Genomic DNA, 25182 nt, shown 5'->3' on the forward strand with positions numbered 1-25182 from the left:
CGGCATCTCGCGAACGCCGACCTTGAACATTCCGCCGCAACGCACGAATCCAAGCAGCGAATCGCCCCCTGAACTGCGCAAATGTCGATCAGGGGGCGAGCTCGGGGAGGAACTAGACGTTGAAGCGGAACGTTCAACACCTTGCTCCCACCTGCGAAAACGTCGGTCACGCTAATCGCATCCAGCACCGATCCAGCACCGTCGGAACTCATCCAGTACATCCAGCACGTCACGCTGCGGAGGCAGACGCCTGCGCGTCTGTCACAGCCGGGCGCATGGCGTTCTGCATGACGTCCCGACAACGGTCCCACGCTTCGGGGACCAGGTGACCGTAGATGTCCACGGTGGTCTTGATCGACTTGTGGCCGAGCCAGCGCGAGACCTCGTGGATCGGTACGCCGTTTGCCAATGCGGTCGAGGCAAAGAAGTGCCGCAGAGAGTGCGGGGTGTACTTCGCGGTCCCGTCGGGCTTGGTGACGCCGGCCGCAATCTGCGCCTTCCGAAAGTGGTACGCGTAGGTGGTAGCCGTGGGCATGACACCCTTCCCGCGATCCCGCGGCGCGAAGAAGACCTCGACCACCCGTGGTCGCCCGGCCTTGTCGTGAAACTCAAGAGGGATCGGTCGCCACGCGACCTCATGCTCATGACATTCCTCCGCGATAAACGGCGCCACCGGCACATCGCGGTACTCGCCCTCCTGCCGGTGCTTGAGCGGGACGAGCCTTGTCTTGCAGTCCTCCCGGTTCGCCTTCGCGCTGATCTGCCAGCGAACCCGGATGAAGTCACCACGCATGCAGCCGGTGTGGAACGCCAGCGCCTCGCTGATGCGCAGGCCCGCACCAGCCTGCAGGGGCACCGTCAGCTTGTACTGAGGCGAGATGTGTCGGTGGATGAGGTTCACCTCAACCAGCGTCGGGATCTCGTCCTCGTCCACCGCGACGTTGGTGGGCTTGGTGTCAACGCCCTTCGTCGGATCCTCACGTATCAGCTTTTCCTCTTTGGCCGACCAGAAGATGTGCTTCACCATCTTCATGCGATCGTGCACGGTACTTTCCGCGAGGACCTTGAGGATCGCCGCCTTGAAATGCTCAATATCTCGCTTTGTGACCGAGACGAGCATCTTAGACCCCAGGTGGGGCACGAGGTGATTATCGAGGAATCCCTGGTAGTTCGAGGCCGTCGATTCACCTACGCTTCGGCGCTGCAGCCAGTCGTCTGCGTACACCCGTAGACTGATCTTTCCGGCGCTTGGGTCGATGTAGACACCCTGGCCCTTATCGGCCTCCATTTTGACGCCGTGAGCCTCTGCCTGAGTCTTCTTCGCGAAGCTCTCCTCGCGCTGCCGTCCAGTGCGACCTCCGGGCTCGCGGAAACGGACGGTCCAGTCATGCCCGCACCGCACCTTCTCGCACGGGTAGTTCTTGTTCCTCTTATCGGTTTTGCAACGCTGAAAAACGGTAGCCACGCGACCCCTTTCATATGACGAGGTATGGCCAAACAGCCTCACCCATAGTTTTCTTCCAGATAGGCGACGATGTCGCGTTCACGGAATCGCAGGAGACGGCCGACCTTCTGGGCCTTGATCCCCCACGTCCGGTACTTGTTCTTCACGGTGACTTCGCTCACCTTGAGCCACGCGGCTACCTCTTCAGGAGTCAGCAAGCGATTGCTCCCGCCGGCGGTCAAATCGTCACGCCCTCGATCGCTTCACCGGAATTCCTCGGCCGGACAGCCACTTGCGCATCTCCCTCGGCGGGGTGCCGTAGCGATTGAGCTTCGGGCACCGCGGTCATGTGTGCAGCCGAGGACGGCACCCTGCTCCTCGACCACCGAGTTCCGGTGCCGCCACGGCGTCCGCAGCAGCTCCACCGCCAAGCGCAGCCGCCACGAACTCCTCAATGGTCATGAGGATCGCCGGTTTGGCTAACCGGCGATCGTGGTCTATGTTCCGCGCCCGCACAGGGAAGTTCCCAGACAGTTCCCGATGGACGAAGCCAGGAGGCCAGTCGGTACGACCGGTAGCCAGGGTCACGCCGTCTGTCATGAGCGCCAGGAGCCCATCGTCAGTGGACCGGTCTAGGCTGCGTGCCACGACGCGCTCGGGAGCACCGACAGTTCAGGCGACGTATCACGCTGTAGATCTGGGTGTCTCGCGATGTGCGCGAGGACGACTCGATCCCATCGGTAGCCGCATTGCAGCCAGGTCCTCGCCGAACAGCCCAGCCACACAGAGGCACAGCGCCATGAAGAAGAGCGCCGCCGTACTCTCGCTCCTGTACGTCCATGCGTTCAAAGGCCCCATGCGCCAAGCGGACAGGAGCAGCGAAGCGAGCGGATCGAAGAGCGGGATTCAACGGGGCCTCCTTGGGCAAGCCTCGATCAGCAAGGACCAGGTAGGACGCGGGTACGGGCTGCTGGGGCAGCCAGTCTGTCGCCGGTTGCCCCGGAGGCCCGCATCCCTCTGACCTGCCTCTTTACACGACGTTGTACGTTGACATGGCCCCGGAGCAGGTTCCAGTCCTTGGGGGCTCTTTCTCGTCTGCCGTGGGCGAATCCGCCCTGGACGCCCTGGCGCACGGCTGAGCTGAGGTGACTCGGTGGGGGACCTCGTCGATCACGGGCTGGTCGCCGTCGAGCGGCTCGACCACTTTGGCATTTACGGAGGTTCCGCCCTGCGGGACGACCGCAGAAGTCAAGCAACCGGATTGGAGAGGGAGCCGCTCCTCCCCACGCTAAGGGGTGATTGTCAGTGGCGTCGGTCAGGGTATGCGCGATGTGTGGCGAGACCAGGGGCGGCATTGGGGCTCCAGCGTCATGACGCGAGAGTGCCCGGGTCATTCGATCAAGTGGACGCCTTCCGCCCGTACCCAACCAAAAGCGACGTAATTCCCCTTCGTGATTCAATGGACCACACCGGACCGGGACATTCAAGGCTCGCACGTTCAGCTTTGTGAGGGACGGAAGCCTACTGTGACAGAGTTAGGGGCCGTGAAGGACTCGTCGAAGTGGCTGCATCCGTTCTCATTCGACCCAACGTACGGATACGATCTCGACTCACTGTTGGCAGTTGAACCGCCAGCTCAGGCTCCCCACGACTTCATTGAGTTTTGGGAAGACCTCCATGATCGTGCACTGGAAGTAGACGTACGGCCGCAGGTTGGGCCTCGCCTGCCGCGAACCGACGATGGGCTCGAGGTTCGTACAGTGAGCTTCAGCTCGTTGGGCGGAGTGCGACTGCATGGCTGGCTCGCCGTGCCGACAGAGGGCAGGGTGGAGCGCGGCCTCGTCATCGGACACGGTTATAACGGCCGCGAGCAACCCGATCCGGTTTTGCCAGTGCCGCGGGCGGCGGCAATCTTCCCGGTTGCGCGTGGCCTGCGTGAGGCCAGTGTGCTGCCAGGGATCCCGTCGTCTCCTGAGGGGCACGTCCTCCACGGCATCGAGTCACGTGACACGTACGTGCACGGGGGGTGCGCTGCGGACGTCTGGTGCGCGGCGACTGCTCTGCTGGAGCTCGTACCTCAAACGGGCGAACGACTGGACTATGTGGGGAATAGTTTCGGCGGTGGGATTGGCGCGCTGGCACTTCCTTGGGATTCTCGATTCCACAGCGCCCATCTAAGTCTTCCCAGTTTCGGCAACCATCCCCTCCGAGTGACCCTCCCCTGCGTGGGGAGTGGAGCGGCGGTTCGAGACCGCTATATGAAGACCCCTGAAGTCTTGGAAGTTCTTGCCTACTTTGACGCCGCTACCGCTGCCCGCCATCTGCACATCCCTGTCCAGGTTGCGCCAGCTCTCTTCGATCCGGCCGTGCCGCCTCCAGGTCAGTTTGCGGTATTCAACGCGTTGGCCGGCCCCAAGGAGTTGCACTTGGTCACCGCCGGCCACTTCTACGAGCACCCGTCAGCAGCACACGAATATGCAAAACTACTTGAAGGCCGCACACGGTTTCTCACCTAAGGGATTCGACTCCTGGCCCATATGATATAGGCGGTCACTTCCAGGTCAGAGGTATTCCAACAACTGCCGATACGCCGCCACTCCGACAGGTTTCTACCCTGCTATCCAGGGCTCAAATACAGTCGCAATCTACGCGGCAGCGAGAGCAGCGATGCGTGCACGGACCTCGGTCACCTTGGCCTCGGAACGGTAGGGAGCCAGAGCTTTGTACACTTCGCGGAGACGTTCCACTCCGCGCTGGGTGTGGATGCCTGCGTTGTCGATGAGGTCGAGGGCACGATTGGTGGCGTCAAGGGCCCCGTCGAGGTCCCCAGCCTGTTGATAGGCGAGTGCGAGAGCACCACAACGCACAGCCTGGTCGCGTTGCGGAGCATGGTCGACGGACTTCTCCAGCGCGTCAGTCGCCTTTGCTGCCTGGCCAGTCGACAAGAGGAACCGGCCCTCAGTCGACCGAAGCTGAGCCTCACCAAACCACTGCAAGTAGGCAGGTGTGTCATCGCCGTTGCTTCGGTCCAGTGCGGCGAATGCTCGGTTCAAGGCTTGGCCAGCAGCCTTCTCCTGGCCAGCTTTGAGGAGCACCGTGGCCTGGTGCGCTGCCAGCGATGCCTGCATGGTGAGTGAAACACGCCTGCGGACGCTGTCTGCCGTTTCCATCAGCCCAACAGCAGCCATTTGTTCCTGGTGGGTGGCAGCTTGAACCGCCATGAAGCAGAGCGTGTGTGCACCCAATGTGTCGTCATTCGCAGCACGAGACGCCCGCAGGGCAGCTGCATAGTACTTCTGAGCTGCAGAATTGAAGCTGGCATCGTAATTCATCCAGCCGAGAAGGCAGCACACTTCGGCGGCCAGAGCATACAGGCGACTCTCTGTCTCCTCCGTGTAGCGCCCATTGTCGAGCATACGAATGATCAGCTCCAGGTCAGTTTTCCCCGACTCGATGAAGCCGCCCCCGCCGGCCTCTTGTTCCAAGGCACGTAGGGACTGAACGCGCTGACTCAAGCGGTCAACGACGGCTGGTGTAACGCTGTCACCATTGGCCGCAGCTTCAGACGATGGATCAGGGTACGACGCGGAAATGGACCACTGTGTACCGATACTGACGAGCGCAGCACCGCCGATTCCGAGGAATCCCCTTCGGTCCATCCGGTCACTCACCGAAAGCGTCTTAAGGCTTTTGAGGGTATCCCCCGTTGCCCATGGAGCGCTCAGGACTTGTGCGTCCCAGGCCGGGAGCCACTTCGGCCACGGCGCTGAGCGGCAGACCGATGCAGGTATCTGCAGCAGGTCTGCGATCACGATCTGGGCAATGTCATCGGGGTCGTGATCACCTCGCTCCCATTTGAAGACCGTGGACCGCGTGGTCCCCAAGTTATAGCCCAGAAGCTGTGCCCGTGCTTTCAGGGCTTCCGCGAACTGTGCCTTGCCCATGCCGAGGAGCGAAACTCTCACGTAGGCCATGGGATGTGACAGCGGGCTGAGCGACTGCTCGGCGGTCATGACACCCCCTCCTTTGGTGTTGAGCGCTCCAAGGTAGTGGCGGCCGCATCCAGCGGCAGCTGGCCGGAGCAGGGTTGAAACCCTTGTGAAACCTTCCTCTGGGGCCTGTACAACCGCAGATTCGTAGCAGCTGGCCCGGAACGCCCCCGCATTCCGGGCGTCGAGGATCGCAGCCCCAAGCCGCGAGGGGCTGCTGCGCGTCCGGACCGGGCCAGCGCCTCTCTAGCACGGCGCCTCTTCCCACCACTATCCCCGCGAGAGGTCCCTACTGATGTCGCGCCAACGGACTGAACCACAAAACCGGTACGGCTTCCTCGTACCCGCTGTGCTGGAAGAAGTACCAAAAGCGCGCCGACGTGTCGTTGAGCTCTCAAAGTTCCTGGGCCTATGCCTGGATGAGGCAGTCACGGACGACCTCGCGTTGCTGGCTGGAGAACTGATCGCCAACGCTATCGTGCACACTGGTGCCCCTTGTACCGTTTGCGTAACGGCATCCGGGTCTCGCGTGCAGGTGGAGGTCACCGATGTTGACCGCGGCGATCTGAGCCCTCGACGCGCCGACCTCGACGACGAAACGGGCCGTGGCCTGTTTCTCATCAACGCGCTGGCAAGCGACTGGGGCACACGACTGGACCGAGCGGGGAAGATCACTTGGTTCACTCTGGGGCCTGAAAGGGCCTTAGCCAATGGTCTCGCGTCACTGTCAATCCGAACTACGCCTTCCTGCTCCGGTGCTGGTGAAGTCGACCTGCCCGGCGAGGCACAGCGTGGGCAAGGACTGTCGGACGGCTCAAAGTTGACCACGTTCGCATAGCCACAGAGCTACTCGGTTGCTCGGTCGCCAATTACCCCTTAACGTCGCGGCTTTGATCCTGCGGCCGTTGGGGGCTGGGCGTGGCGTTGCTCATGGTGGCCGCGACGGTGTACGGCGTGGTGCAGCTGCTGGTTCTGGCCTCGCCGACGAGGTCGGTGCGGGTGTCGACGGTGCTGTTGGCGATCGCGGTGGGTGTCTACGGCTGCGGTGTCGTGACAGCGTTGCTGGAGCTCGCCTACACGCGAAGCACCGCGGATGCAACGGGTGAGTCGCTGGCGAAGGTCGTAGAGGTCGCCGGCTATACCGTCGATCCGGCCATCGAAGAGCTCATCAAGATCACGCCGCTGCTGTTGGCTGCGTGGAACATCCGTATTCGCCGTCAATGGGGACTGACCGACTACGTGGTGCTTGGCTCGGCGCTGGGGGCGGGCTTCGGTCTGCTGGAGGCGGTGGCCCGGTTCGGGCTGGACGCGGGCCGGGCGATTTCGCATCCCGGCGGCGGCTGGGCGATCCCCGACAGTCTGCGGGCGCCCTATATTCCGGGCCCCGAGCAGGTTTTCTCCGCCTGGTTCCCGGCCCCATCCGGCACATTGGAACTGGGGGACTTCAGCCCGGTGGCGGGCACCAGTCCTCACCTGGTGTACTCCGCCCTGACCGCGCTGGGTGTCGGCGTGCTGTTGCGCGGCCGTGGATGGATCCGTGTGCTGAGCCTGCTGCCGGTGGTGGCCGCTACCTCGCATCACATGCTGACCAACTATGCCGCCGCGCGCCCCGCCGACCAAGATGCGCAGTCATGGGCCGATACCTTCGATGGGGTCCTGTGGTTGGTTCCGCTGCTGTGTCTGGCGCTCGCCATGGCCTTCGACCTGCGGCACATCCGGAGTGGCAAGCGGATCGTGCCGGGCATACTCCTCCAGGCCGAGCGGGCCGGCCGGTCGGGCCTGTCGGCACTGGCGGGGTACGGGGCATGGCGGGTGCCGTGGACGACCCTGATCGCGCTGCGTTTCGCCCGGATGCGACGGTCATTGCTCTACGCAGCGGCCCGTCCTCCGTACCCCGGTGCCGAGGCCCTGCACCAGACCGTCGTCTGGTCGGCCGGGCAGATCGACGCCTCCGACAACGAACGTGCCTGGCAGCATCTGGGCTTTCCGGCCGTGCGCAAAGCGGCGGGTGCCGTGCGGGACTGGCGCCGCATGTGGTTCATCCTCATCTCCCTCGGGCTCGCGCTCCCGGCCCTCGTCTTCCTCTGCGTCGGCTCGTTCCCCGCCGCTGCCACGCTCCAGGAGCGTTTCGGCTCGGGCAACGGCCCGTACATCCTCATGGCCTTCGGCATCGCCGGACTGCTGTGGATGGGCTGGCAGCTCCTCACCCTCCTGCGCACATGGCAGGCAACCCGCACGGTCCCCCACGGCGAACTGCTCGCGGTCACCCGGTTCCGGATCTGGACGGCGCTGGGCGGACTGACCACCGGAATGGTGCTCTTACTGCGTGTGCAGGACGGTCTGGAGCCGGACGAACCGGTGGTCCGCAACCTCCACCTGCTGGAGGCGCTCAACAACTTCCTCGCCTACCTCGGCTTCGCCCTCATCCTGATGGCGTTGCTCGCCCTCTTACCGTCCGGCGGCGGGCTCGCCCTCGCGACCGCCGGAGGAGGCATCATCGCCGTCCCAGCGGTGATCCACGCCGCGGCCTTCGGCACCTTGGGCATCGTCTTGATGTCGGCGGGTGCGGCCGGGGGCGGAGGCGGGCCGGAGTATCCGGGGTCGGGCAGTTCGGCTGAATCGTCGGGGCAGGGGAGGGTGCGGCGCGGTAAGGAGTACGAGGACCACTTGCAGGAGAAGCTGGGGGGTCGCGGATCGTTCAGAGAAGGGGGCCGCGAGTTCGACGGAGCTCATCTGGGAGATGATGGGGTCGAAGTGTGGTACGAGGCGAAGTCCGGAAGGTATTGGGATCTCGCCAACGAGAATCCGAAGGTGATGGAGAAGTTCAAGTCGAACCTCGGCGACGCGCGCCGCATAGCCGAAGAGAGCGGCAGAAGATTCTCCCTCATCTCCGAGAAGCCGATCCCAGAAAATATCGTCAAGTGGCTCAACAAGAAAAACTATGTGTGGCGCGTGATCTCGAAGGAGACAGGATAGATGTCCCGAACGGCAGACATCGACTTCACATTCCAGGCACCGGTCACGGCTTCCCTCGTCGTGCGTGCCTTGTCGGAGTCTGGGTGGTCACCGGCTGAACCTCGCGGTGTCTCGTACGCCGTCCAGGACGAAGACGGCGACTTGGACTGGTCGAGCGCGCCGCCGGAGGCGCTTGGACACATCATCAGCACCCTCGACTCACCGGCCCGGGAGCAACAGAACGTCGGGGTCTCCATCTACCATCCGGGAGCCCAAACCGGTGGGCTGCTTCTCCTCTTTTCCGGAAGAAGGGAAGCCTCTTTCACACCTTCAATCAACAGGCGCTCTCATGTTGTGGCCGAGGAGATGACGGATCTTCCTTGGTATCTTGAGCAGATGCTGGGCCCGCTATTCAAGATCGGCCTCTTGGGATACACGGCCCAAGACGTGGCCGACTGACTACTCCATGCACTTCCAGTAGTTCGGCGAGGCGAAGACCACCCGCGGAAGTCGCGCAGGCCGCACGTCACGTGGGCGCCGACGCCTTATCACTTGCCTTCCGGACGAGGACACTGCTTTGGAGGTGATCGCTTCGGTACCGATGATGCCGATCTCCTCCTCCCGCACTCGCGGACAGCGCATTGCGCCGCGCTCTCTCCGATCTCCTGGGCTCTGCCCGGTAGGCACCACTGGCCAGTGTCCCTGCGCTGCTGGAGCAGGGGCGCGCCCTCGCTGTTGCGGACGAGGAGGTTGCTGGCCGGGATCAAGGTGTTGGCTTTGGTGCCCTCAGGCGTGGCAGTACTCAGTCCTGCCCACCTGCGTCTCACTCCTGTCGACATGCGCAGTGGCGCGGCGTTCGGATCCTGTACACCTGCAGCCGAATTTGATGCCACCAACCATCGCTTGGCTGGCTACTTGATACCGTCGCGGCACAGTCGCCAAGGAGTCCGTATGACGCCCTCTCTGTCCCCTGCCTCTGTTGTCGACCTACGGGTTCAGCCAGTCGATGAAGTTCTCGACCGTGTGGAGCGGTCTCTTCGCGTGCGTTTGGACCGGGCTACGGTGGTGCGCAAGCGCCGATCGATCGGGGGACGGACTGACCGCGACACCTGGGTAAGGATTGAACGGCGCAGTTTCGACAGGATCGGCGCCCAAGGATGGAACGGTACTGAGGCCGCCGCTGTCCTTCATGGCGTCTCCATGCCTGAGTGGTACATGGGGCTGGCCTGGCGTGCCCCTGATGAGCCAGCCATGTGGCGGGCGGACGAGACGGAACTGATCGCCACGCCGCCAGTCGGGCAAGGCGCTCTGGTGATCAATGACCCCCAGTTGCCGGATTCATGGTGGAAGGCACTGAATACCTCGCTGGACGCGCTCGCCGGACAGGGCACCCCCCGTGTAGCCACTCCCGACACCGACACCATCACGCAAGATCTGGTGACCGCGACAATCCGGGAGGTCTTCCCCGAGATCGTCGATACCACCGTTGACGAGTGGACGCCGGCACACGCGGATATGACCTGGGCGAACGTGACCGGCCCGGAGTTCTTCCTGATTGACTGGGAGGATTGGGGGATGGCTCCGCGTGGCCTGGACGCTGCGGCCTTGTGGTGCAACTCCCTCGCCGTTCCCAGCTTGGCCGACCGGGTGCGCCGTGAGCGTCGGCCGGACCTTGAAAGCAGGTCCGGCCGGCTGATGGCGCTGTTCTACTGCGCGAAGGTCGTGGGGCCGCACGCACACGAGGCTGACCCCCGGCTAGCACCTGCCCGGAGGGCGGCGGTTCGTCTCGTCGCCGAGCTTCAATCCTCCTGACAACGGTCTCGCAGCAGGCGGCGGTATCGGCGGACAGTCACCTCATCCAGCCCGATGCCGAGAGAATCGGTCAGCTCCCGCAGGTGGTCGAGATTGTCTGTGCCGACAGCGACAGCGTCCACCGCGGGGAGGTGGTAGGCGCACTGAAATGCGGCCTGTACCGCTGAGCAATCCTGTTCTGGGTCGCAGAGGAAGATACGTGGGTCGAAGGCTTTCCACACCGGTTCCGCCGTGCTGCCACCGAAAGGGCTCATGCCCCACATGGCCGACGGCTTCCACCGTTCGGCGAGGGAATCGGCGGCTTCCAGAACGCCGATGCTGGCGAGCAGGCCGCAGCGCACCATCAGGACGTCGGGCCTTGGTAGGTCACTCCCCACAATGGCGGCCAGGGGGCGGGGGTCCCAGGATGCGACTCCCCATGCCCCGCAAAGTCCCTGCTCGCAGGCATCGACCAGGACCGAGCATGCATCGGCCAGGCGATGACGCTTTGATCCTTCGCCAAGCTGGGTCAGGCTCTGCTCGGGATTGTGCAAGAACACGAGGTCAGGTTCCTGCCCAAGGTTCCGGGCCGTCTGCTCGAGCGCCGCACGCAGGCGACGCGGATCGATGGAGTGCTTTGCTCGGCCTGGGCCAGGGAAGAAACCAACCTTCGTGGAGATCGAGAACTTCGGCAGCAGGTCCCTCGCGAGCTTCGCCAAGGTCTCATGCGCGCGAAACCCCAAGTAGTTGAAGCTGGTGTCGATCGTTTGAACTCCGAGGTCGAGGGCGCCACTCAGCAGACGGCGTTCGTGACGAGACCTGTATAGCCCGAGGACAATTCCGGGGTGAGCGGCGCGCATACCTCTTCCTCCACCAGGATCTCGGCAACCTCGGCCACGTCGGCCCCCACTATGCGCGCCGCCTGGTCGAGGTTCACGGGCTTACCGCTCAGCAACAGCCTCAGAGCGGGCAGTGCCTTGGCCATGAACGTGAGCTTCTTCCCCGAGGCCACGATGTCTACAGCCTCACCGTTCTCCCGGATCTTGGGGCGGAAGTGGGTGACGCAAACCACGGAGTCGAGCGGTCCGAAGATATCGAGGAACGGCACGTGTCGCGCAGCCGTCGTCTCCTGCTCGTAGGCGGCCAGGTAGTCAGCCGGGGTTCGCTCCCTGATCAGTCGTGCGGCAGCCTCGGTCAGGGCCTGGTAGCCGGCGCCGTTCCACTGATCCAGGTCATGCCGGAAGATCTCCTGCTCGCGGGACCAGTCCGCCAGCCAGGACAACCAGCTCACTCCAGTCCGCTTGGCGATGCCGAACGTCATATGCAGGCTCTGCCCCGAGCCACTGCCGCAGCGGGTGGCCTTGTGCCAGTAGCCGCGCGGGATATGCATCACGTCACCGGTTTTCATGACACCGGACCAGACGATCTCTTCGCTCGGATCGCTGTTCGGGTCGGTGTCCCGGTACATGGGGACCTTGCGAGAGGCTCCGCGTACCTCCCACTCCTTCTCGCCGGCGAGCTGGACGATCATGACGTCGTGATCGTCCCAGTGCAGATCGAAACCCGCGGCGTCGTTCGTCGTCAGATACAGATTGATCTGGACCCGTTCGCGTGACCACCATTGCATGGCTCGGCAGACGACTTCCATTGTGGGATCGAAGACGTTCGCCTGGTCGAGGATGAGCGTCGCTCCCTGGCGCAGGAGACCATTCAAGCGACGCATGTTGACCATGGGGATGCTCTGTCCCCTGGGGCTTACCTCGTCGGTGAAATAGGTTGCGGGGTGTATCTCGTTCCCCTCGCGGAAGCATCGGAGCTGAGGACGGCTCAGGCTCCGACGCATCGCCATGTCCAGCAGCCTGTTCGGGGTCAGGATGCGGGCCGCCAATATCGTGTCGTCTAGGCTGCCACGCGCAAAGTCTTTCCCTAAGAGGTCCGCTCCCCTCCACCCTAGTGCCGTTTCCATAGCGCTGATCAATCGATGCTCCACGCTTTCCTTCTCCCCTCGTCCGATCACGTGATGCGAAGGACAAGCGTGGGCTCTCACAGAACATCCATGGGAGCCCACGCCGCTTCGCTGTTACTCGCGGTCGTGCAAGTTGCCGTCACCGCCCGGCCACGGGGCGTCGCCGGAACCATCCGGTGGACGGTCGGATGCGGCGCCGTCGTAACGATCGTGGATGGCGGTCAGGGTTTCCACGGCCACCAGAAGGCCACCCCTGGGCGGGGGAGGCTCATGCTGGGTCACCATCTACTCCCTTCTCTTCGGTTCTCCCGCCGGGGTACCGGCGGGAAGTCGCAAGTGGCGGCCAAGCTGAAAATCAGTGGATTTCTCGGCGTCCACTCCCCTCCCCGGCACGCATCGTTGCGTACACCGATGGCGGGATCCGGCAGCAGTACGAAGCCGCGTATTCGGTCGGCCGGTGGGGGCACTCTGGCAATTAAGGACGAGGCCGACGCGGTGCAATGGATCCGCCCGGAAGAACTCGACAATCTAGTCATCCAAGCCAGCATGCGGGAGCATATCGCCCACCGCCTCTCGGGAAACTACCCTTGCCGGGGCCGATTGACATTTCTACAGGTGTACTGCAATGGCGTTGATGTGCTGGCTCGGCCGTAGCTGGGCTTCAGGATCTTTGAGATTGAGCGCCTGCGTGACAGGCGTGAACTCGGCGGACTCTGTGCGCGCGAGGTCGAGGCAGTGCACGCCGAGCTGCTTGGTCTTGACGTAGATCGGCTCGTCCACGTCCGTACCGTCCGGACCATGCGCACGCGGGCACCAAGGTTTTCGAGTCGACGCTGGAGCAGGCCGTAGGTGAGGAAGGTGAACGCGTGCTCCAGGTGGGCCGAGCCGTAGCGGGTGATGCCGTACGCGTACATGAGGGCCGGGCTAGAGATGCGCATCGGGGTGTGGCTCTGCGTTGCGGTGTCGAACAGTTGCACAGTTCTGCTCCCGAGCTCATGCCGGACGCTGTGGTTAACCGACGACCTTCGAGGGGGACCTGTCACGCGGGATGCTCGGACTCTCAGCGCCCATCACCCACGCCGTTGCTTCTGCGATCTTGGTTAGGCATGCCCCGAAGGGCATCCCCGCTCACTACGTTTTCGGTGGCCCACGGTCAAGGCACGGCGGTCCTGCTTCGAATTGACCTCGTTCAGTTGGTGCGGGGCTGCCCTCGGTGCGTCGAAGAGTCGGGGCAACCTCGTCTCCGTGACCTGACGCGATGACACCCTGCGCATGCGCATGCCTGTAGCAAGTGCACTCGTAGGAGCATGTCATCACCCGAATCCCCTGCACGGACAAACTGTCCGTAGGTTTCTCTCCGCCACCCCTTGACTTCCTGCAAGGCCGCATGCCAGCAGGCTGGAGCACCGCCCCTCTTTCAGCCCCTCGAAGGAGTCTTGAGCAAATTCCCTGATCAGGTCGGACTAGCAGACTCCGCATGTTCCGACGCTGCCGTATCAATGCTTCCCGGGACAGGGGCGTTCCGTTCAAAGCTTGCGACCATGACGGTGGACTAGACATCGTCCGTACTCTGATCGGGAGTGCTCCACCGCGAAGGGAACAAACCGCCGATGAGTGAAAGCCTGACGCTCGGAGATCGCCTCCGCGTCGCACGCAGGACACGAAAACTGTCAGCCGCCCAGCTTGCCAACAAAGTTGCCATTTCACCCAGCTATGTCCAGAAACTCGAGTCCGGCGCCCGGAAGGCGACACCGTCGCTGGTGGCAGCGCTCGCGAACGCCTTGCACTTCGGCCCGGAAGTGCTGACAGGTCAGCCGTACTATGGTGAGCCCGAAGCTGAAGACGCCGTACACGCCGTCATTCCTGAGCTGCGCCGGTTGCTGCTCTGCTACGACACCCCCGACGAGCTGGAAATCGCGCCTCGTCCCCTCCCCGTGCTGGCATCAGAGGTAGACCAGGTCGCCGCATTGCGCCGCGACGCCCGTTACGCGCCGATGGGGCCGCTGCTACCTCCAATCATCGCAGAACTGACCCATGTGGCACTGAGTGCCCTCGACGACAGGGAACAAAGGCAGGCATTCTGGCACCTGGCTCGCGCCTATCGAGCGGTGAACTCACTGGCCCACAAGATGGGCCATCACGACCTCTCGAACACGGCGTTGGAGCGGGTCCGCTGGGCTGCCAACCAGTCAGGCGATCCACTGCTACAGATCACCGCCGGCTACCTAGTAGCAGGAGCGATGCTACGGCAGGGGGCCTACGCACCCGCCCGACGGAAGCTGTTGGCCCTGCGCGCTGAGCTGGAACGCATACAGCCGGAACGTTCGTTCACGGATGATGCTCTAGCGGTCGACGGCGCGCTGCTGCTCAAGCTGGCGGTGATCGAGTCCCGGAAGAACAATCCGGACGGTGCGAGCGCGTACCTACGCGAGGCCGAAGAGATAGCTCAGATGGCGGGGAACCGCGATTCCCTCGCTCACGAGATGTCGTTCGGGCCCACGAACATTCGCATCCATGGCATACACGCGCTGATCGACATGGGCGACGCCGACCAGGCCCTCGCCCGGCTCGCTGAGTGGGCCCCGTCCGGCGACGCAGAATGGGCTCCGCCAGCAACGACCGTTGGCGAACGCTCCAGCCATCACCACATCGACGTAGCCTCAGCCAAGCTCACCCTCGGCGACCGGGCCGGAGCCTTTGAGGAACTGCGGCGGGCCAGGAAGATCGCACCGAACCACACGCGGTTCCACCCGTCCGTCCGCGAGACCACGTCCGCACTGCTCCGGTTGGAGACTCACCCATCCAATGAGCTGTCGGCCTTTGGGAACTGGGCCGGCCTTACCACATCCTGACATAGCGTCAAGTACTTGGTTGTAAATTCCTGCGGACAGACTGTCCGCTCACGGCGCTTGCACAGTGGAATGGTCTCCTCACAGTCAGTTGTGAGGAGACCATTACCATGATGCCCGACCCCGAACGGGGTGCTGCGGCCCAGCCGCCTCGATGGATGCCCACCGGCGACGAGTCCGACCTTCGCCCTGTCGGCGAGTGGTGGGATGTCATCCGCACGGTTGAGGCGATCGGTCTTCGAGCCATCGACCTGCTTGAGGAAGCAGGTTGCCAAGTCGGGCCGGTGATCCTCCACCCCGAGAGCCTCGAACCGCGGCTCTATTTCCTCGTGCCCGCGGGAGCAAGCAGCAACTGGAACGAGCCGGACACCGTTGCTCTCGGCCGCACATGCCATGTCGTCGTGCCTCCCATGACAAAGACCTCCCCGCCTGGCCTGCACTGGCACAAGCCCCCCAGTGCACCCCGCGTCCTTTCGGAGCGCGAGCCCTTGCGTCGGGCACTTACAAAGGCCCGCAGGGAGCGGCGAGGCTGTTCTCCCGACTCCTTTCAGTAACGGAGCCTGCTGGAGTGCGACTGGGCACGCAGGCTGAATCACTTGGGTCATTAGCTTTCGACCTCAATGCCACTCGATCTCTCCCAGAAGCGGCGAGTCCACGAATTCCCTGATCGTCGACTGCGGTTAGGGGAGTTCCGAAGGCCATTGGTCAACCCCGCCGCCCTCTGTACTAATCACCTTCCAAGTCACTTAGCCGGAGGCCCCGTGAACAGCCTCGGTCCCTTCAATGGCTCCTATCACCCGGCCGATGTATGCACCAACGTGCCGCATCCCGCGCGAATGTATGACTACTTTCTTGGCGGGAAGGGTCATTACGAAGTCGACCGAACGGCTGCTGAAGAAGTTGTCCGGCGGGTACCAGAGGCCATCGATTGTGCTCGGGCCAACCGTGCGTGGATGAGGCGAGTGGTGCGTCATCTGACAGAGAAGGGGGTCCGCCAGTTCCTCGATCTCGGCACCGGCCTCCCCACCGAACCCAACCTCCACCAGATCGCGCAATCAGTAATAGATGATGCCCATGTTCTTTACGTCGATAACGATCCGATCGTGCTCACGCATGCACAAGCGCTACTTGTGAGCAACAAGTCCGGCCGGGTCGAATATGCTCACGGTGATTTGCGAGACCCTCAGGCCGTCATCGAGACGGCACGGTCACGGGACATCTTTGACTGGGGACAACCGATCGCTCTCGTACTATCCGCTATTACGCATTTCCTTGCGGACGAGGATGACGCCGCCGGCATTCTCGCTACCCTCCGTGATGCGCTTCCGCCTGCAAGCTACTTAGCCTTGTCGCATGCCACTGGCGAGTTCCAACACGACAGGGCCGCGCACGGTGCAGCTGTCTACGACGAATACCAGGCCGCTGTCGGGGTGACGATGCGGTCTCACAAACAGATCGAGGCGCTATTCGCTGGGTTTACTCTGATCGATCCCGGAGTGGTGCAGATACCACTTTGGAATCCCAACGAAGAGGTCACTGCAGAGGAACTCGCGCGGGTATGGCTGTACGGCGGTATCGGCCAGAAGGTCGCCGCCCGTGAAACCACGGACCCTAGCGCAGCTGCCAACCCCGGGGAGGGAACAGCGCCTACTCCAGTCGAAACCCCTGTGAAACCTTCCGCTTGTCCCTGGGAAGCCGGATCGTATAGCCCGACCCGAGACGACCTTTAGGAGGCGGTCTCCACACCTGCTTACCCGGCGTGCGGCCGCTGTATCTGGACCGGCCGTCGGGGCGCATACACGAGTGAGGCTTTCGGTTCCCCCGTCCCGAGGCCCTGAAGCGTCCCGACGGCCTTCTCAATCACCTACCCCTTCGTTTCCATTGCGTTCGAGGTTCTAATGACCCCCCTCATAGTCTTCTGGTTCTTGACCCCTGTGGTGGCCGCCGCAGCAGTGGTGTCTTTGCATTATCGCCGGTCTCGTCGGATCAAGATTCTGGAGACGGACCACGCACAGCGGACTGGTGCGCTCACCCAGGAGATAGAGGCGCTCAGGCGAGAGATCGACCTACGGGACGCGGAAGCTCAGCACCTGGTGGAGCACCGGCTGCCGGCCGTCGTGGTTCACCTGTGGCGTGGCCAGGAGGCCACGGTGCCTGGCCTGTTGCACGCGGGACTGGCAGGGACACGCTTCGCGGATGCCCAGGATGCGGTTGTCCGTCTGGTTGCCGATGCGGGGAACGTGGCCGGGCAGTGGGCGGAGAAGACGGCACAGGCCGCGGCCAAGGAGGTCTCTCGGTCGGTACAGGCGCTGGTCAATGAGCAGCAGCGGGCTGTGAGCAATCTGCTTGAGCGGCACGACAACCCGCTGGTTTTGGCTGATGCGATGGCGATCGATCACGCCAGTGGACAGTTGGGGCGTCGGGCTCAGGTGCTGGGGATGCTGACTGGCTCCTGGCCAGGTCGCCAGCGGGTCGCTGCTCCGGTGCTGGATGTCGTGCGGGCCGGTGCGGGCCGCATTCGTGACTACGGTCGCGTCGAGGTCATCGGCGAGTTGCCGTTGTCTGTGGTCAGCAGGGCTGTTGAGCCGGTGGCGCTGGCTGTGGCTGAGTTGCTGGACAACGCGGCCCGTCATTCCGAGCCCAGTTCGAAAGTGCTGGTCGGATTCGTGAAGGGCAATGGCGTGAGCATCGTCATCGACGATGCCGGCGTCGGTCTCAAGCCCGAAGACCGGGCATGGGCGGCCAGGTTCCTGCCCGGCCAGGAGCCCGTGCTCCTCACACAGCTGCGTCATCCCTTCCGGCTCGGCTTCGCCGCAGTCGGGATGCTCGCAGCCCGGTACGGCTTCCGTGCCAGCGTCGATACGACAAGCCCGTTCGGCGGCACCCGCGCGGTCATCCATCTCCCTGAGGCCCTGCTCACCGCACCCCCCGAGCCGCAGCACACTGCTACGCCCACACCGCCGATCCCTGAGCAGTCGACGACTCAGCAGGACGTCCCCGCTGCCCGCACGGAACAGCCACAGCACCATCCCGAGCAGGCGGTCCAGGCGCGCCCCGATGGTCTGCTGCAGCGCCGTCGGCGCCAGCCGCAGCAGCCCCCAGCCGCTTCCACCGCTCCGAGTTCGCAGACCCCTACGAAGTCCGGCAGCAGCGTGGGCGCGTTCGTCCGCGGCCGTCGAGCCGCGCAAGCCGAGAGCACCTCTGATGAAAGGAATGCCTGACCGTGCACCGCAATAACCTCGATTGGATCCTGGACGAGCACATCCTGAATCTCGATGGCACCAAGCGCGCGCTGCTGCTGTCCGGCGATGGTCTGACGATGGCCAGCTCCCAGGGGGTCGACCGGGAGATGGCCGAGCGGATGTCGGCTGCTGTCTCCGGGATGCAGTCCCTCAGCCGCGGGTCGGCGGAGTTCGCCGACTGTCAGAACAGTCCGTGGCAGCAGACCATGATCGAGTACGAGGGCGGATACATCTTCCTCATGGCTGCCGGTGAGAGCGCCTATCTGGCGGTCTCCGCCGCCGAGCGGGCGGATGTCGAGGCGGTCTCTTACGCCATGGAGAAGACCATCGCCCGACTCGGCCAGGAAATGGGTGTCGCGTCGCGGGGCACCGCGGGTGCGGTGTCATGACCGGGCCCCGGCGCGGCCGGGATAACGGGCTGGTGCGGCCGTATGTCGTCACGGGTGGCCGGCCCGCCCCGAGCCGCAATCACTTCGATCACCACACGCTGGTCATTTCCCGGCCCGAGACAGCGCGCTCCCATCTGACCGCGGAGCATCGCCGAGTGGTGGAGCTGTGCCTGCCGGGTGCTCTCTCGGTCGCCGAGATTAGCTCCTACCTGGGCCTTCCGGTCAGCGTCCTGTGTTTCCCGTTGGCCGACTTGATGGACAGCGGTCACATCACCACCCGTGCCCCGATCCCGCCCGCCCAGCTATCCGACCCTGACCTGTTGAAGGCAGTACTCCATGGACTCCGCAGCCTCTAATCCCACCGCCGACATCAGCTATCTGAGCGGTCACGAGCAGGCCGCGAAGATTGTGATCACGGGGGCGTTCGGCGTTGGCAAGACCACCTTCATCGCCTCGATGTCCGAGATACGTCCGCTGCGGACCGAGGAACAGATGACCGCAGCCAGCGTCGGCACCGATGACCTGGAAGGTCTGCCGGAGAAAACCACCACAACCGTGGCGATGGACTTCGGCCGCCTGTCTCTGACCGACGACCTCGTGTTGTACCTGTTCGGTGCCCCCGGGCAGGAACGCTTCCAGAACTTCCTGGCCGACCTGACCCGAGGTGCCCTGGGAGCGCTGGTCCTGGTTGACCCCCGCCGCCTGTCCGATCCCCGGCGCCTTGGCGAAAGCTACGACGTCATTGACCGGCTGGAGGAACTCGGCCTGGCCTACGCCATCGCCGTCAACACCTTCCCCCAAGCACCCGCCTACAGCGTGGAGCAGCTGCGCGGAGCGATGGACCTATCGCCGGAGACCCCGCTGGTCTTCTGCGATGCCCGGGACCGTGGCAGCTCCCGGGATGCATTGATCTGCCTTGTCGAGTACCTGCTTGCCCGCTACTCGGAGCCTGCCCGATGACCCTTCCCTCCTCCGTCCCGCCCCCCGGCTGGGCCCTGTCCGGCGCCTGTCCCTACAGCGCCCCCTCCGCCACCATGTCCTCCGCAGAGCCGGTCGCGCTCTTCGGGCCGGAGTACGAGGCGAATCCCCGTGCCGTCTACGAGCGGTTGCGTGCGATGGGCCCGATCGCACCGGTGGAGATCGCTCCCAGGGTGTACGGGCAGATCACCACCACCTATGCGGCCGCCCTGCACCTGCTGCGTAATACACCGGAGAAGTTCGCCAAGGATCCCGATCATTGGGCGGCTTTGAGGTCCGGGCAGGTGCCCGCTGACAGCCCGGCCCTGCCGCTGTTGCAGCGTCGGCCGAATGCGCTGTGGATGGACGGACCGGCACACGCGCGGTTGCGGCAGTCCATCACCGACAGCCTCGCCAGGGTTGACACCCACGACCTGGCCGTCACCGTCACGCGGATCGCTGACACACTCATCGACACCTTCGCCCCTCGCGCGCACGCCGATCTGGTGGCCGATTACGGGGCTCTGCTGCCCACTCTGGTCCTGATCGACATGTTCGGCGGGTCACCCGACCTCAGCCTGCGCATCGTGGCGGCCCTGCGCAAGCTTTTCAACGTCGCGCACGACGCCGTGCAGGCCAACCAGGACCTGGAAGCCGCCTGTCTGGAACTGGTCCGCATCAAGCGCCGCCAGCCCGGCATGGACGCCACATCCTGGCTGCTGGACCACCCCGCCGGCCTGACCGATGACGAGATGGTCCAGCAGATGCTCCTGGTCTTCGGTGCCGCCAGCCAGCCGAGCACGAACCTGATCACCACAGCCCTGCTGCTGATGCTCGATGACGACCGGTTCGCCGGGAACGTCTACGACGGTGTGCTGCCTGTCAGCGCCGCACTGGACGACGTGCTGTGGGAAGAAACGCCCGTCGCGAACTACTGCCCGCTGTACCCGCGCTATCCCACCACCTACGAGAACGTCCCTCTGCAGCCCGGGGTGCCGGTGCTGGTGAGCTTCGTGATGGCCAACACAGACCCAAGGTTCACCGCCTACGCCGACCGTCATGCAGGCAATTCCGCACACCTTGCCTTCAGCGCCGGCGTCCACGGCTGCGCGGGCCCGGATCTGGCCCGGATCATCTGCGAGACCGCGGTCGAGCGCGTCCTCGACCGGCTCCCTGATCTCGCCCTCGCCCGTCCCCGGCACCAGCTCCCGCGCCAGCCGGGATGGTTCCTCTCCGGCTGGGCCAGCGTGCCCGTCACCTTCCCGCCCGCCCCGCCCGTGGCCCCCCACACCACCCATGGAGCCTGCTGATGGACACCTCCCCCGCAGCTTCCGGCTGCCCCTTCCGCCTTGACCCCACCGCACCTGACATCCACGGCGAAACCGCTCTCCTCCGTGCCCAGGGCCCGGCGACGAATGTGGAACTGCCCGGCAACGTGACCGCCTGGGAAGTGACCGACCCGGCACTGATCAAACGGCTGCTCACCGACCGGCGCGTCTCCAAAGACGCCCGTCAGCACTGGCCCGACTACATCAACGGACGGATCCCCTCCACCTGGCCGCTGCGGCTGTGGGTCGACGTCTACAACGCCCTGACCTCCTACGGCGAGGAACACATCCGGCTGCGCCGCCTGATCGCCAAGGCATTCACCACCCGCCGCATCCGCGCCCTCGGCCCGCAGATCAAGGACATCGCCCACCATCTCCTCGACCAGCTCCAGGCCACCACCGAACCCGGCGAAACCGTGGACCTGCGCGCCACGTTCGCGTGGATCCTGCCGCTGACCGTCGTGAACCTCCTGCTCGGCGTCCCCGATCACCTGCACCCCGCCTTCCGAAAGGCGATTGGCGGCATCTTCGCCACCGACCAGACCCCACAAGAGGCAGAAGCGAACAATCGGGAGCTCTACCAGCTGCTCACCGATCTCGTCGCTGCGAAACGCCGCGCACCGGGTGACGACGTCACCAGTGCTCTGATCGCCGCCCATGACGACGAGACCAATTCCCATCTCACCGAGCAGGAGCTGCTCGACAGCATCCTGCTGCTCATCGGGGCTGGCCACGAGACCACCGTGAACCTACTCGACCACGCCATCGTCAACCTCAGCACCCACCCCGAGCAGCTCGCCCTCCTGCGCAGCGGGCAGTGCGCCTGGGCGGACGCGGTGGAAGAGACCCTGCGCCACCAACCGCCGGTCGCCACGATCATCATGCGCTTCCCCACCGAGGATCTTCACGACGAACCGAGCGGCATCACGTTCCGGCAAGGGGAACCGATCGTCATCAGCTACGCCGCCGTCGGCCGCGACCCGCACCTCCACGGCCACACCGCCGAGCGCTTCGACATCACCCGGGCCAGCCGCCGCGACCACCTGTCTTTCGGATTCGGCCCGCACTACTGCCTCGGGGCGGAACTCGCCCGCCTCGAAGCTGAGATCGCGCTCCGAGCCCTCTTCCACCGCTTTCCCGACCTCACCCTCGCGGTCTCGAAGAGAGATCTGCGCCCGCTGGAGTCCTTCATCTCCAACGGCCACCAGCAGCTCCCCGTCGTCCTGCGCTCGGGCACCGCCAAGGCTGCTTGACCACGCCTCACCACGGACGCTGTACGCCCCACACGTGGGCACCAAGTCGTGGGGACCGCTCCCCTCCCACCCGCGAGCGCACCACGTAGGCGTCCCCCTTCCCGTTCCTCCTATTCCTGCAGGAGAAGGAAACACGTTGACCACTACGTCCGAGACGATCGCCACGGTGCTGGCCGAGCAGCTCGCCGAGGGAGCACTGACCCCGCACGAGTTGTCCCGCATAGATCTCCTCGCCCGGCGTTTCCAGGTCAGCCCTCCCGTGGTGCGCACCGCACGCAAACACCTGGAGAACCAAGGGTTGGTAGCACGAACTTCATCCAGCTATTCCCTCTCCCCCGCCCACGACTGCCCCGTGGCCAACAAGACCGATCGCGTCGAGCAATTCATCCTGACCCAGATCAACGAGGGCCGCTACAATCCGGGGGACCTCGTGCCGACAGGGGCAGAGCTCGCCCGCAGTCTCGACGTATCACTCAGCACAGCCGGTGACGCGCTGCGCCGCCTCAAAGACCATGGCGTGCTCCACGGAGGACCGGGCAAGGCAGGAACACGCGTCGCAGGCGCCGGGCAAAAACCACCACGGACGACAGCAGAACGAGCCAGCCAGGTCGCCACGACGATCCGCCACCAGATCCAAGACGGTACATACCCGCCGGGGACACTGCTGCCCTCCAACCGCAAGCTCGCCCAGGAACACCAAGTCCCCGAACACGTCATAGTCCACGTCATCAAAACCCTGGCCGCTGACGGGGTCGTGGAGACACTGGGCTCGGTCGGCAAACTCGTACGAGATCCGAAGGGCACCACAGGCGATCGACAGCTGCTGAGCAAATCCGAGCAGTTCATCGCCGCGCTCCGCGACGACATCCTCAACCGCACCTGGCCTCCCGGCGACCTCCTACCGAGCTCGGTGAAACTCGCCCAGCGCTACGGCTTAGGCCAGACAACCGTCGTCAAGTCCCTACCGAAACTCCGGGCCGAAGGGCTCCTCGAAAACGCCGAGACAGACACAGCCGCAGCTGACACTCGGGACGCGTCATCGCCGGGCAGGTACCGGATCACTGCGCCCGACACCCGGCCTGACGCTGCCAGGACAAGAGACACCCGGCAGCAGGACCCACCCTGACCGCCCCGATGATCTGGCCAGGCGTTGGCGTCTGCCGCTCCCGGCTCGCCTCTCACTCAATTTGAACTTCACGAAGGACCCTGCCATGACCACACAGCGGCGCTCCATCCTTCTCGTCCGCGCCCCTTGGTGTATTGACGCGGTCACGGGGACAGATCGAGCCGTCTCTTCACTCGCCGCCGCGCTAGCTGCGGCCAGGCATCAGGTGGTCATCGCCACGGCCGCTGAGCAGTGCGATGGCAACGGGCTGCCCGGCGTCATCGTCGACCAGCTCGACCTCCCCCTCACCCTCCCCTGCCCCTCACGTGCGTTGCGCGAGGCTCTCATCACCAACGAAGCAAAAATCCAGCACTCCTTGAGCATGCTGATCGCCCGTCGCCGCATTGATACCGTCGTGTTCGTGGGCGCCTTGTGGGGTCTGGGCCGCCTGCGAGCAGCTCTTCCACAGGGCGTCCAGCGTGTCCTTGTGATGCCCGCGCTCCCGCACGAGCAGGACATGCCACCGGCTCTGGCGTATGCGGACACCGTCATCACCTCCTGCGACGCCGTCCTGCGACAGGCCGCCGCCGCGGCCTGGCCCACCCATAGATGGCGCGTCGTCCCCAACGCCCCACTCCACAATCCCGGCATCCCAGCCCCGGTTGCACGGAAGTCTGAAGCCCCGGTGCGAGTACTGGCCCCGGCCGGCCAGGATGTGGGTGTCCTTGAGCTGATCGCAGGCGCCAGAGCATGGCATCGCCATGTGGAGGTCGCCCTCGCCCCGCCCGGGCCCGACGACCTACACGGTGAGCGGGCCTTGCGGCAGCAGTGCCAAATGCTCGCCGACCGGGCACCGAACATCACCTTGGAACCTGTGCCCAGCTGGACAGAAATACCCGGCTGGCTCGCCAACGCTGCCGCAGTGATCATCCCGTGCCGCCGCCCCACCAGCAGCATGACCGCTCTGGAAGCCCTCAGCCAGGGCACACCGGTCATCGCCTACAACACCGGCATCCTGTCCGACCTGCTCCTGCCTCTCCAACACGGTCCCCGCCGGCTGCTCGCCGACGTCATGCACGGGCCGAACGCGTTGCTGTTCCTCACCGACGGACTACTCGCCGACCCTGCTTCCTACCACGCGGCCTGCCAGGCCGCCTACCGCCGCGCCCAGGACCTCCGGCCTGCCCGCGTCGCACAGCTCTTCTGCTCCGCCCTGCCCTGAGCAACACCGAACCGCCCCAATCCACCCCATTCGATGGATCCCCAAGGATGACCGACCGCATCACTGTCCAGGTGTGCGCCGATGACCCCCTCTCCGAAGCCGGGGTGATCAGTCTGCTGCGCCCGCGGCCGGAGATACGCCTGTACGACGGTGCCGACGATCCAGCCGTGACCGTGGTGACAGCGGACATCTCCGATCCGGCCGGGTACCAACTGCTCCGCACCGCGCAGCACAGCGGCTCATCGCGGCTCGTCCTGTTGGTGTCCCATCTGCATGACCATCAACTGTCGCTGGCCGCCGAATGCGGTGCCGCCGGGATCATGTGGCGCGCGAGCGTCGACAGCGATCGGCTCGTCCGCATCATCCAGACCGTGGCTACAGGAGACGGCCACCTCCCGCCGGGCCTCCAGACACGCCTGCTCCACTTGCTCGGCCAACTCCACGGAAGGGATCAGAATCTGGGGATCGGGCGAGTGGCCGAGAGAGAAATCGATGTCCTGCGGCTGGTCGCCGAGGGCTACGACACCCCGGAGATCGCCCTCAAGCTGAGCTTTTCGGAACGCACGATCAAGAACGTGCTGCATGCCTTCATCACCCGGCACCACCTGCGCAACCGATCCCACGCCGTGGCCTTCGCGCTACGCAAGGGACTCATCTGACCCGCCCCCGCCGTCCTCTTCAGGAGAACCACT

General features: G+C 64.5%; 22 protein-coding genes and 1 pseudogene. 16 read left to right on the forward strand and 7 right to left on the reverse strand.

Going from position 1 to position 25182, the window contains the following annotated elements; all coding sequences use genetic code 11:
- Positions 1 to 229 precede the first annotated feature (229 nt).
- Together ACK1X7_RS30900 and ACK1X7_RS30905 are read right to left on the reverse strand one after the other, a co-directional pair.
- Positions 230 to 1465: a tyrosine-type recombinase/integrase gene (locus ACK1X7_RS30900; protein ID WP_413115902.1), complete on the reverse strand. Its 1236-nt coding sequence runs from the start codon at positions 1463 to 1465 to the stop codon at positions 230 to 232.
- Between the two features lie 38 nt (positions 1466 to 1503).
- Positions 1504 to 1662 (reverse strand): helix-turn-helix domain-containing protein, encoded by a 159-nt coding sequence (locus tag ACK1X7_RS30905; RefSeq protein ID WP_413115903.1) that lies wholly within the window; start codon positions 1660 to 1662, stop codon positions 1504 to 1506.
- Positions 1663 to 2988: 1326 nt separating this feature from the next.
- On the opposite strand from ACK1X7_RS30905, the gene ACK1X7_RS30910 reads away from it, so the two are divergent.
- Entirely contained in the window at positions 2989 to 3960 is a 972-nt protein-coding gene (locus ACK1X7_RS30910) for an acetylxylan esterase (RefSeq protein WP_413115904.1), read from the forward strand.
- Positions 3961 to 4089: 129 nt separating this feature from the next.
- On the opposite strand, the gene ACK1X7_RS30915 is transcribed toward ACK1X7_RS30910, so the two are convergent.
- Positions 4090 to 5457, reverse strand: coding sequence for a tetratricopeptide repeat protein (locus tag ACK1X7_RS30915; protein WP_413115905.1), 1368 nt, complete (start codon positions 5455 to 5457; stop codon positions 4090 to 4092).
- 271 nt (positions 5458 to 5728) lie between these two features.
- Here ACK1X7_RS30915 and ACK1X7_RS30920 point away from each other — a divergent pair, with 271 nt between their 5' ends.
- The 3 genes from ACK1X7_RS30920 (at position 5729) to ACK1X7_RS30930 (ending at position 8847) form a co-directional block, all read left to right on the forward strand.
- A complete protein-coding gene (locus ACK1X7_RS30920) occupies positions 5729 to 6271 on the forward strand; it encodes an ATP-binding protein (RefSeq protein WP_413115906.1) in 543 nt (180 codons plus the stop codon).
- Between the two features lie 80 nt (positions 6272 to 6351).
- On the forward strand, positions 6352 to 8409 hold the full coding sequence (locus ACK1X7_RS30925) for a PrsW family intramembrane metalloprotease (RefSeq protein WP_413115907.1): 2058 nt from the start codon (positions 6352 to 6354) through the stop codon (positions 8407 to 8409).
- A complete protein-coding gene (locus tag ACK1X7_RS30930; RefSeq protein WP_413115908.1) occupies positions 8410 to 8847 on the forward strand; it encodes a hypothetical protein in 438 nt (145 codons plus the stop codon).
- A gap of 164 nt (positions 8848 to 9011) precedes the next feature.
- On the opposite strand, the pseudogene ACK1X7_RS30935 reads toward ACK1X7_RS30930, so the two are convergent.
- Positions 9012 to 9204 (reverse strand): annotated as a pseudogene (locus ACK1X7_RS30935) (NUDIX domain-containing protein); the annotation flags it as partial.
- Between the two features lie 135 nt (positions 9205 to 9339).
- On the opposite strand from ACK1X7_RS30935, the gene ACK1X7_RS30940 reads away from it, so the two are divergent.
- Positions 9340 to 10200: a hypothetical protein gene (locus ACK1X7_RS30940; protein ID WP_413115909.1), complete on the forward strand. Its 861-nt coding sequence runs from the start codon at positions 9340 to 9342 to the stop codon at positions 10198 to 10200.
- Here ACK1X7_RS30940 and ACK1X7_RS30945 read toward each other — a convergent pair.
- The 3 genes from ACK1X7_RS30945 to ACK1X7_RS30955 all read right to left on the reverse strand — a co-directional run bounded on the left by ACK1X7_RS30945 (position 10188) and on the right by ACK1X7_RS30955 (position 12925).
- On the reverse strand, positions 10188 to 11039 hold the full coding sequence (locus tag ACK1X7_RS30945) for an aldo/keto reductase (protein WP_413115910.1): 852 nt from the start codon (positions 11037 to 11039) through the stop codon (positions 10188 to 10190). The genes ACK1X7_RS30940 and ACK1X7_RS30945 overlap by 13 nt on opposite strands.
- The gene (locus tag ACK1X7_RS30950; RefSeq protein WP_413115911.1) at positions 10973 to 12169 is read right to left on the reverse strand and encodes a JmjC domain-containing protein; all 1197 of its coding nucleotides are present in this window, start codon (positions 12167 to 12169) and stop codon (positions 10973 to 10975) included. Before ACK1X7_RS30950 ends, ACK1X7_RS30945 begins: the two co-directional genes overlap by 67 nt.
- A gap of 585 nt (positions 12170 to 12754) precedes the next feature.
- Positions 12755 to 12925: a hypothetical protein gene (locus tag ACK1X7_RS30955; protein WP_413115912.1), complete on the reverse strand. Its 171-nt coding sequence runs from the start codon at positions 12923 to 12925 to the stop codon at positions 12755 to 12757.
- A gap of 830 nt (positions 12926 to 13755) precedes the next feature.
- Between ACK1X7_RS30955 and ACK1X7_RS30960 the strand changes: the two genes are divergently transcribed.
- From ACK1X7_RS30960 to ACK1X7_RS31010, 11 genes are all read left to right on the forward strand, one after another.
- Complete coding sequence (locus ACK1X7_RS30960; RefSeq protein ID WP_413115913.1) at positions 13756 to 14997, forward strand: helix-turn-helix domain-containing protein; 1242 nt, start codon at positions 13756 to 13758, stop codon at positions 14995 to 14997.
- A 758-nt stretch (positions 14998 to 15755) separates the two neighbouring features.
- The gene (locus tag ACK1X7_RS30965) at positions 15756 to 16724 is read left to right on the forward strand and encodes an SAM-dependent methyltransferase (RefSeq protein WP_413115914.1); all 969 of its coding nucleotides are present in this window, start codon (positions 15756 to 15758) and stop codon (positions 16722 to 16724) included.
- A gap of 204 nt (positions 16725 to 16928) precedes the next feature.
- Positions 16929 to 18215: an ATP-binding protein gene (locus tag ACK1X7_RS30970; protein ID WP_413116918.1), complete on the forward strand. Its 1287-nt coding sequence runs from the start codon at positions 16929 to 16931 to the stop codon at positions 18213 to 18215.
- Positions 18216 to 18217: 2 nt separating this feature from the next.
- Positions 18218 to 18625, forward strand: a complete 408-nt coding sequence (locus ACK1X7_RS30975) for a roadblock/LC7 domain-containing protein (protein ID WP_413115915.1) — start codon at positions 18218 to 18220, stop codon at positions 18623 to 18625.
- Positions 18622 to 18981, forward strand: a complete 360-nt coding sequence (locus ACK1X7_RS30980) for a DUF742 domain-containing protein (RefSeq protein WP_413115916.1) — start codon at positions 18622 to 18624, stop codon at positions 18979 to 18981. The genes ACK1X7_RS30975 and ACK1X7_RS30980 overlap by 4 nt, the downstream gene beginning before the upstream one ends.
- The gene (locus ACK1X7_RS30985; RefSeq protein ID WP_413115917.1) at positions 18962 to 19585 is read left to right on the forward strand and encodes a GTP-binding protein; all 624 of its coding nucleotides are present in this window, start codon (positions 18962 to 18964) and stop codon (positions 19583 to 19585) included. Before ACK1X7_RS30980 ends, ACK1X7_RS30985 begins: the two co-directional genes overlap by 20 nt.
- Positions 19582 to 20892, forward strand: a complete 1311-nt coding sequence (locus ACK1X7_RS30990) for a cytochrome P450 (RefSeq protein ID WP_413115918.1) — start codon at positions 19582 to 19584, stop codon at positions 20890 to 20892. Before ACK1X7_RS30985 ends, ACK1X7_RS30990 begins: the two co-directional genes overlap by 4 nt.
- Positions 20892 to 22163 carry a cytochrome P450 family protein gene (locus ACK1X7_RS30995; protein WP_413115919.1) on the forward strand — a complete coding sequence of 424 codons (1272 nt, stop codon included), beginning with the start codon at positions 20892 to 20894 and terminating at the stop codon, positions 22161 to 22163. The genes ACK1X7_RS30990 and ACK1X7_RS30995 overlap by 1 nt, the downstream gene beginning before the upstream one ends.
- 136 nt (positions 22164 to 22299) lie before the next feature.
- Positions 22300 to 23289, forward strand: coding sequence for a GntR family transcriptional regulator (locus tag ACK1X7_RS31000; RefSeq protein ID WP_413115920.1), 990 nt, complete (start codon positions 22300 to 22302; stop codon positions 23287 to 23289).
- Positions 23290 to 23374: 85 nt separating this feature from the next.
- Entirely contained in the window at positions 23375 to 24490 is a 1116-nt protein-coding gene (locus tag ACK1X7_RS31005; protein WP_413115921.1) for a glycosyltransferase, read from the forward strand.
- A 47-nt stretch (positions 24491 to 24537) separates the two neighbouring features.
- The gene (locus ACK1X7_RS31010) at positions 24538 to 25149 is read left to right on the forward strand and encodes a response regulator transcription factor (protein ID WP_413115922.1); all 612 of its coding nucleotides are present in this window, start codon (positions 24538 to 24540) and stop codon (positions 25147 to 25149) included.
- The last annotated feature ends 33 nt before the right edge of the window (positions 25150 to 25182 follow it).

Origin of the sequence: Streptomyces sp. CY-1 (assembly GCF_047218265.1) — a bacterium.
GTDB lineage: Bacteria > Actinomycetota > Actinomycetes > Streptomycetales > Streptomycetaceae > Streptomyces > Streptomyces niphimycinicus.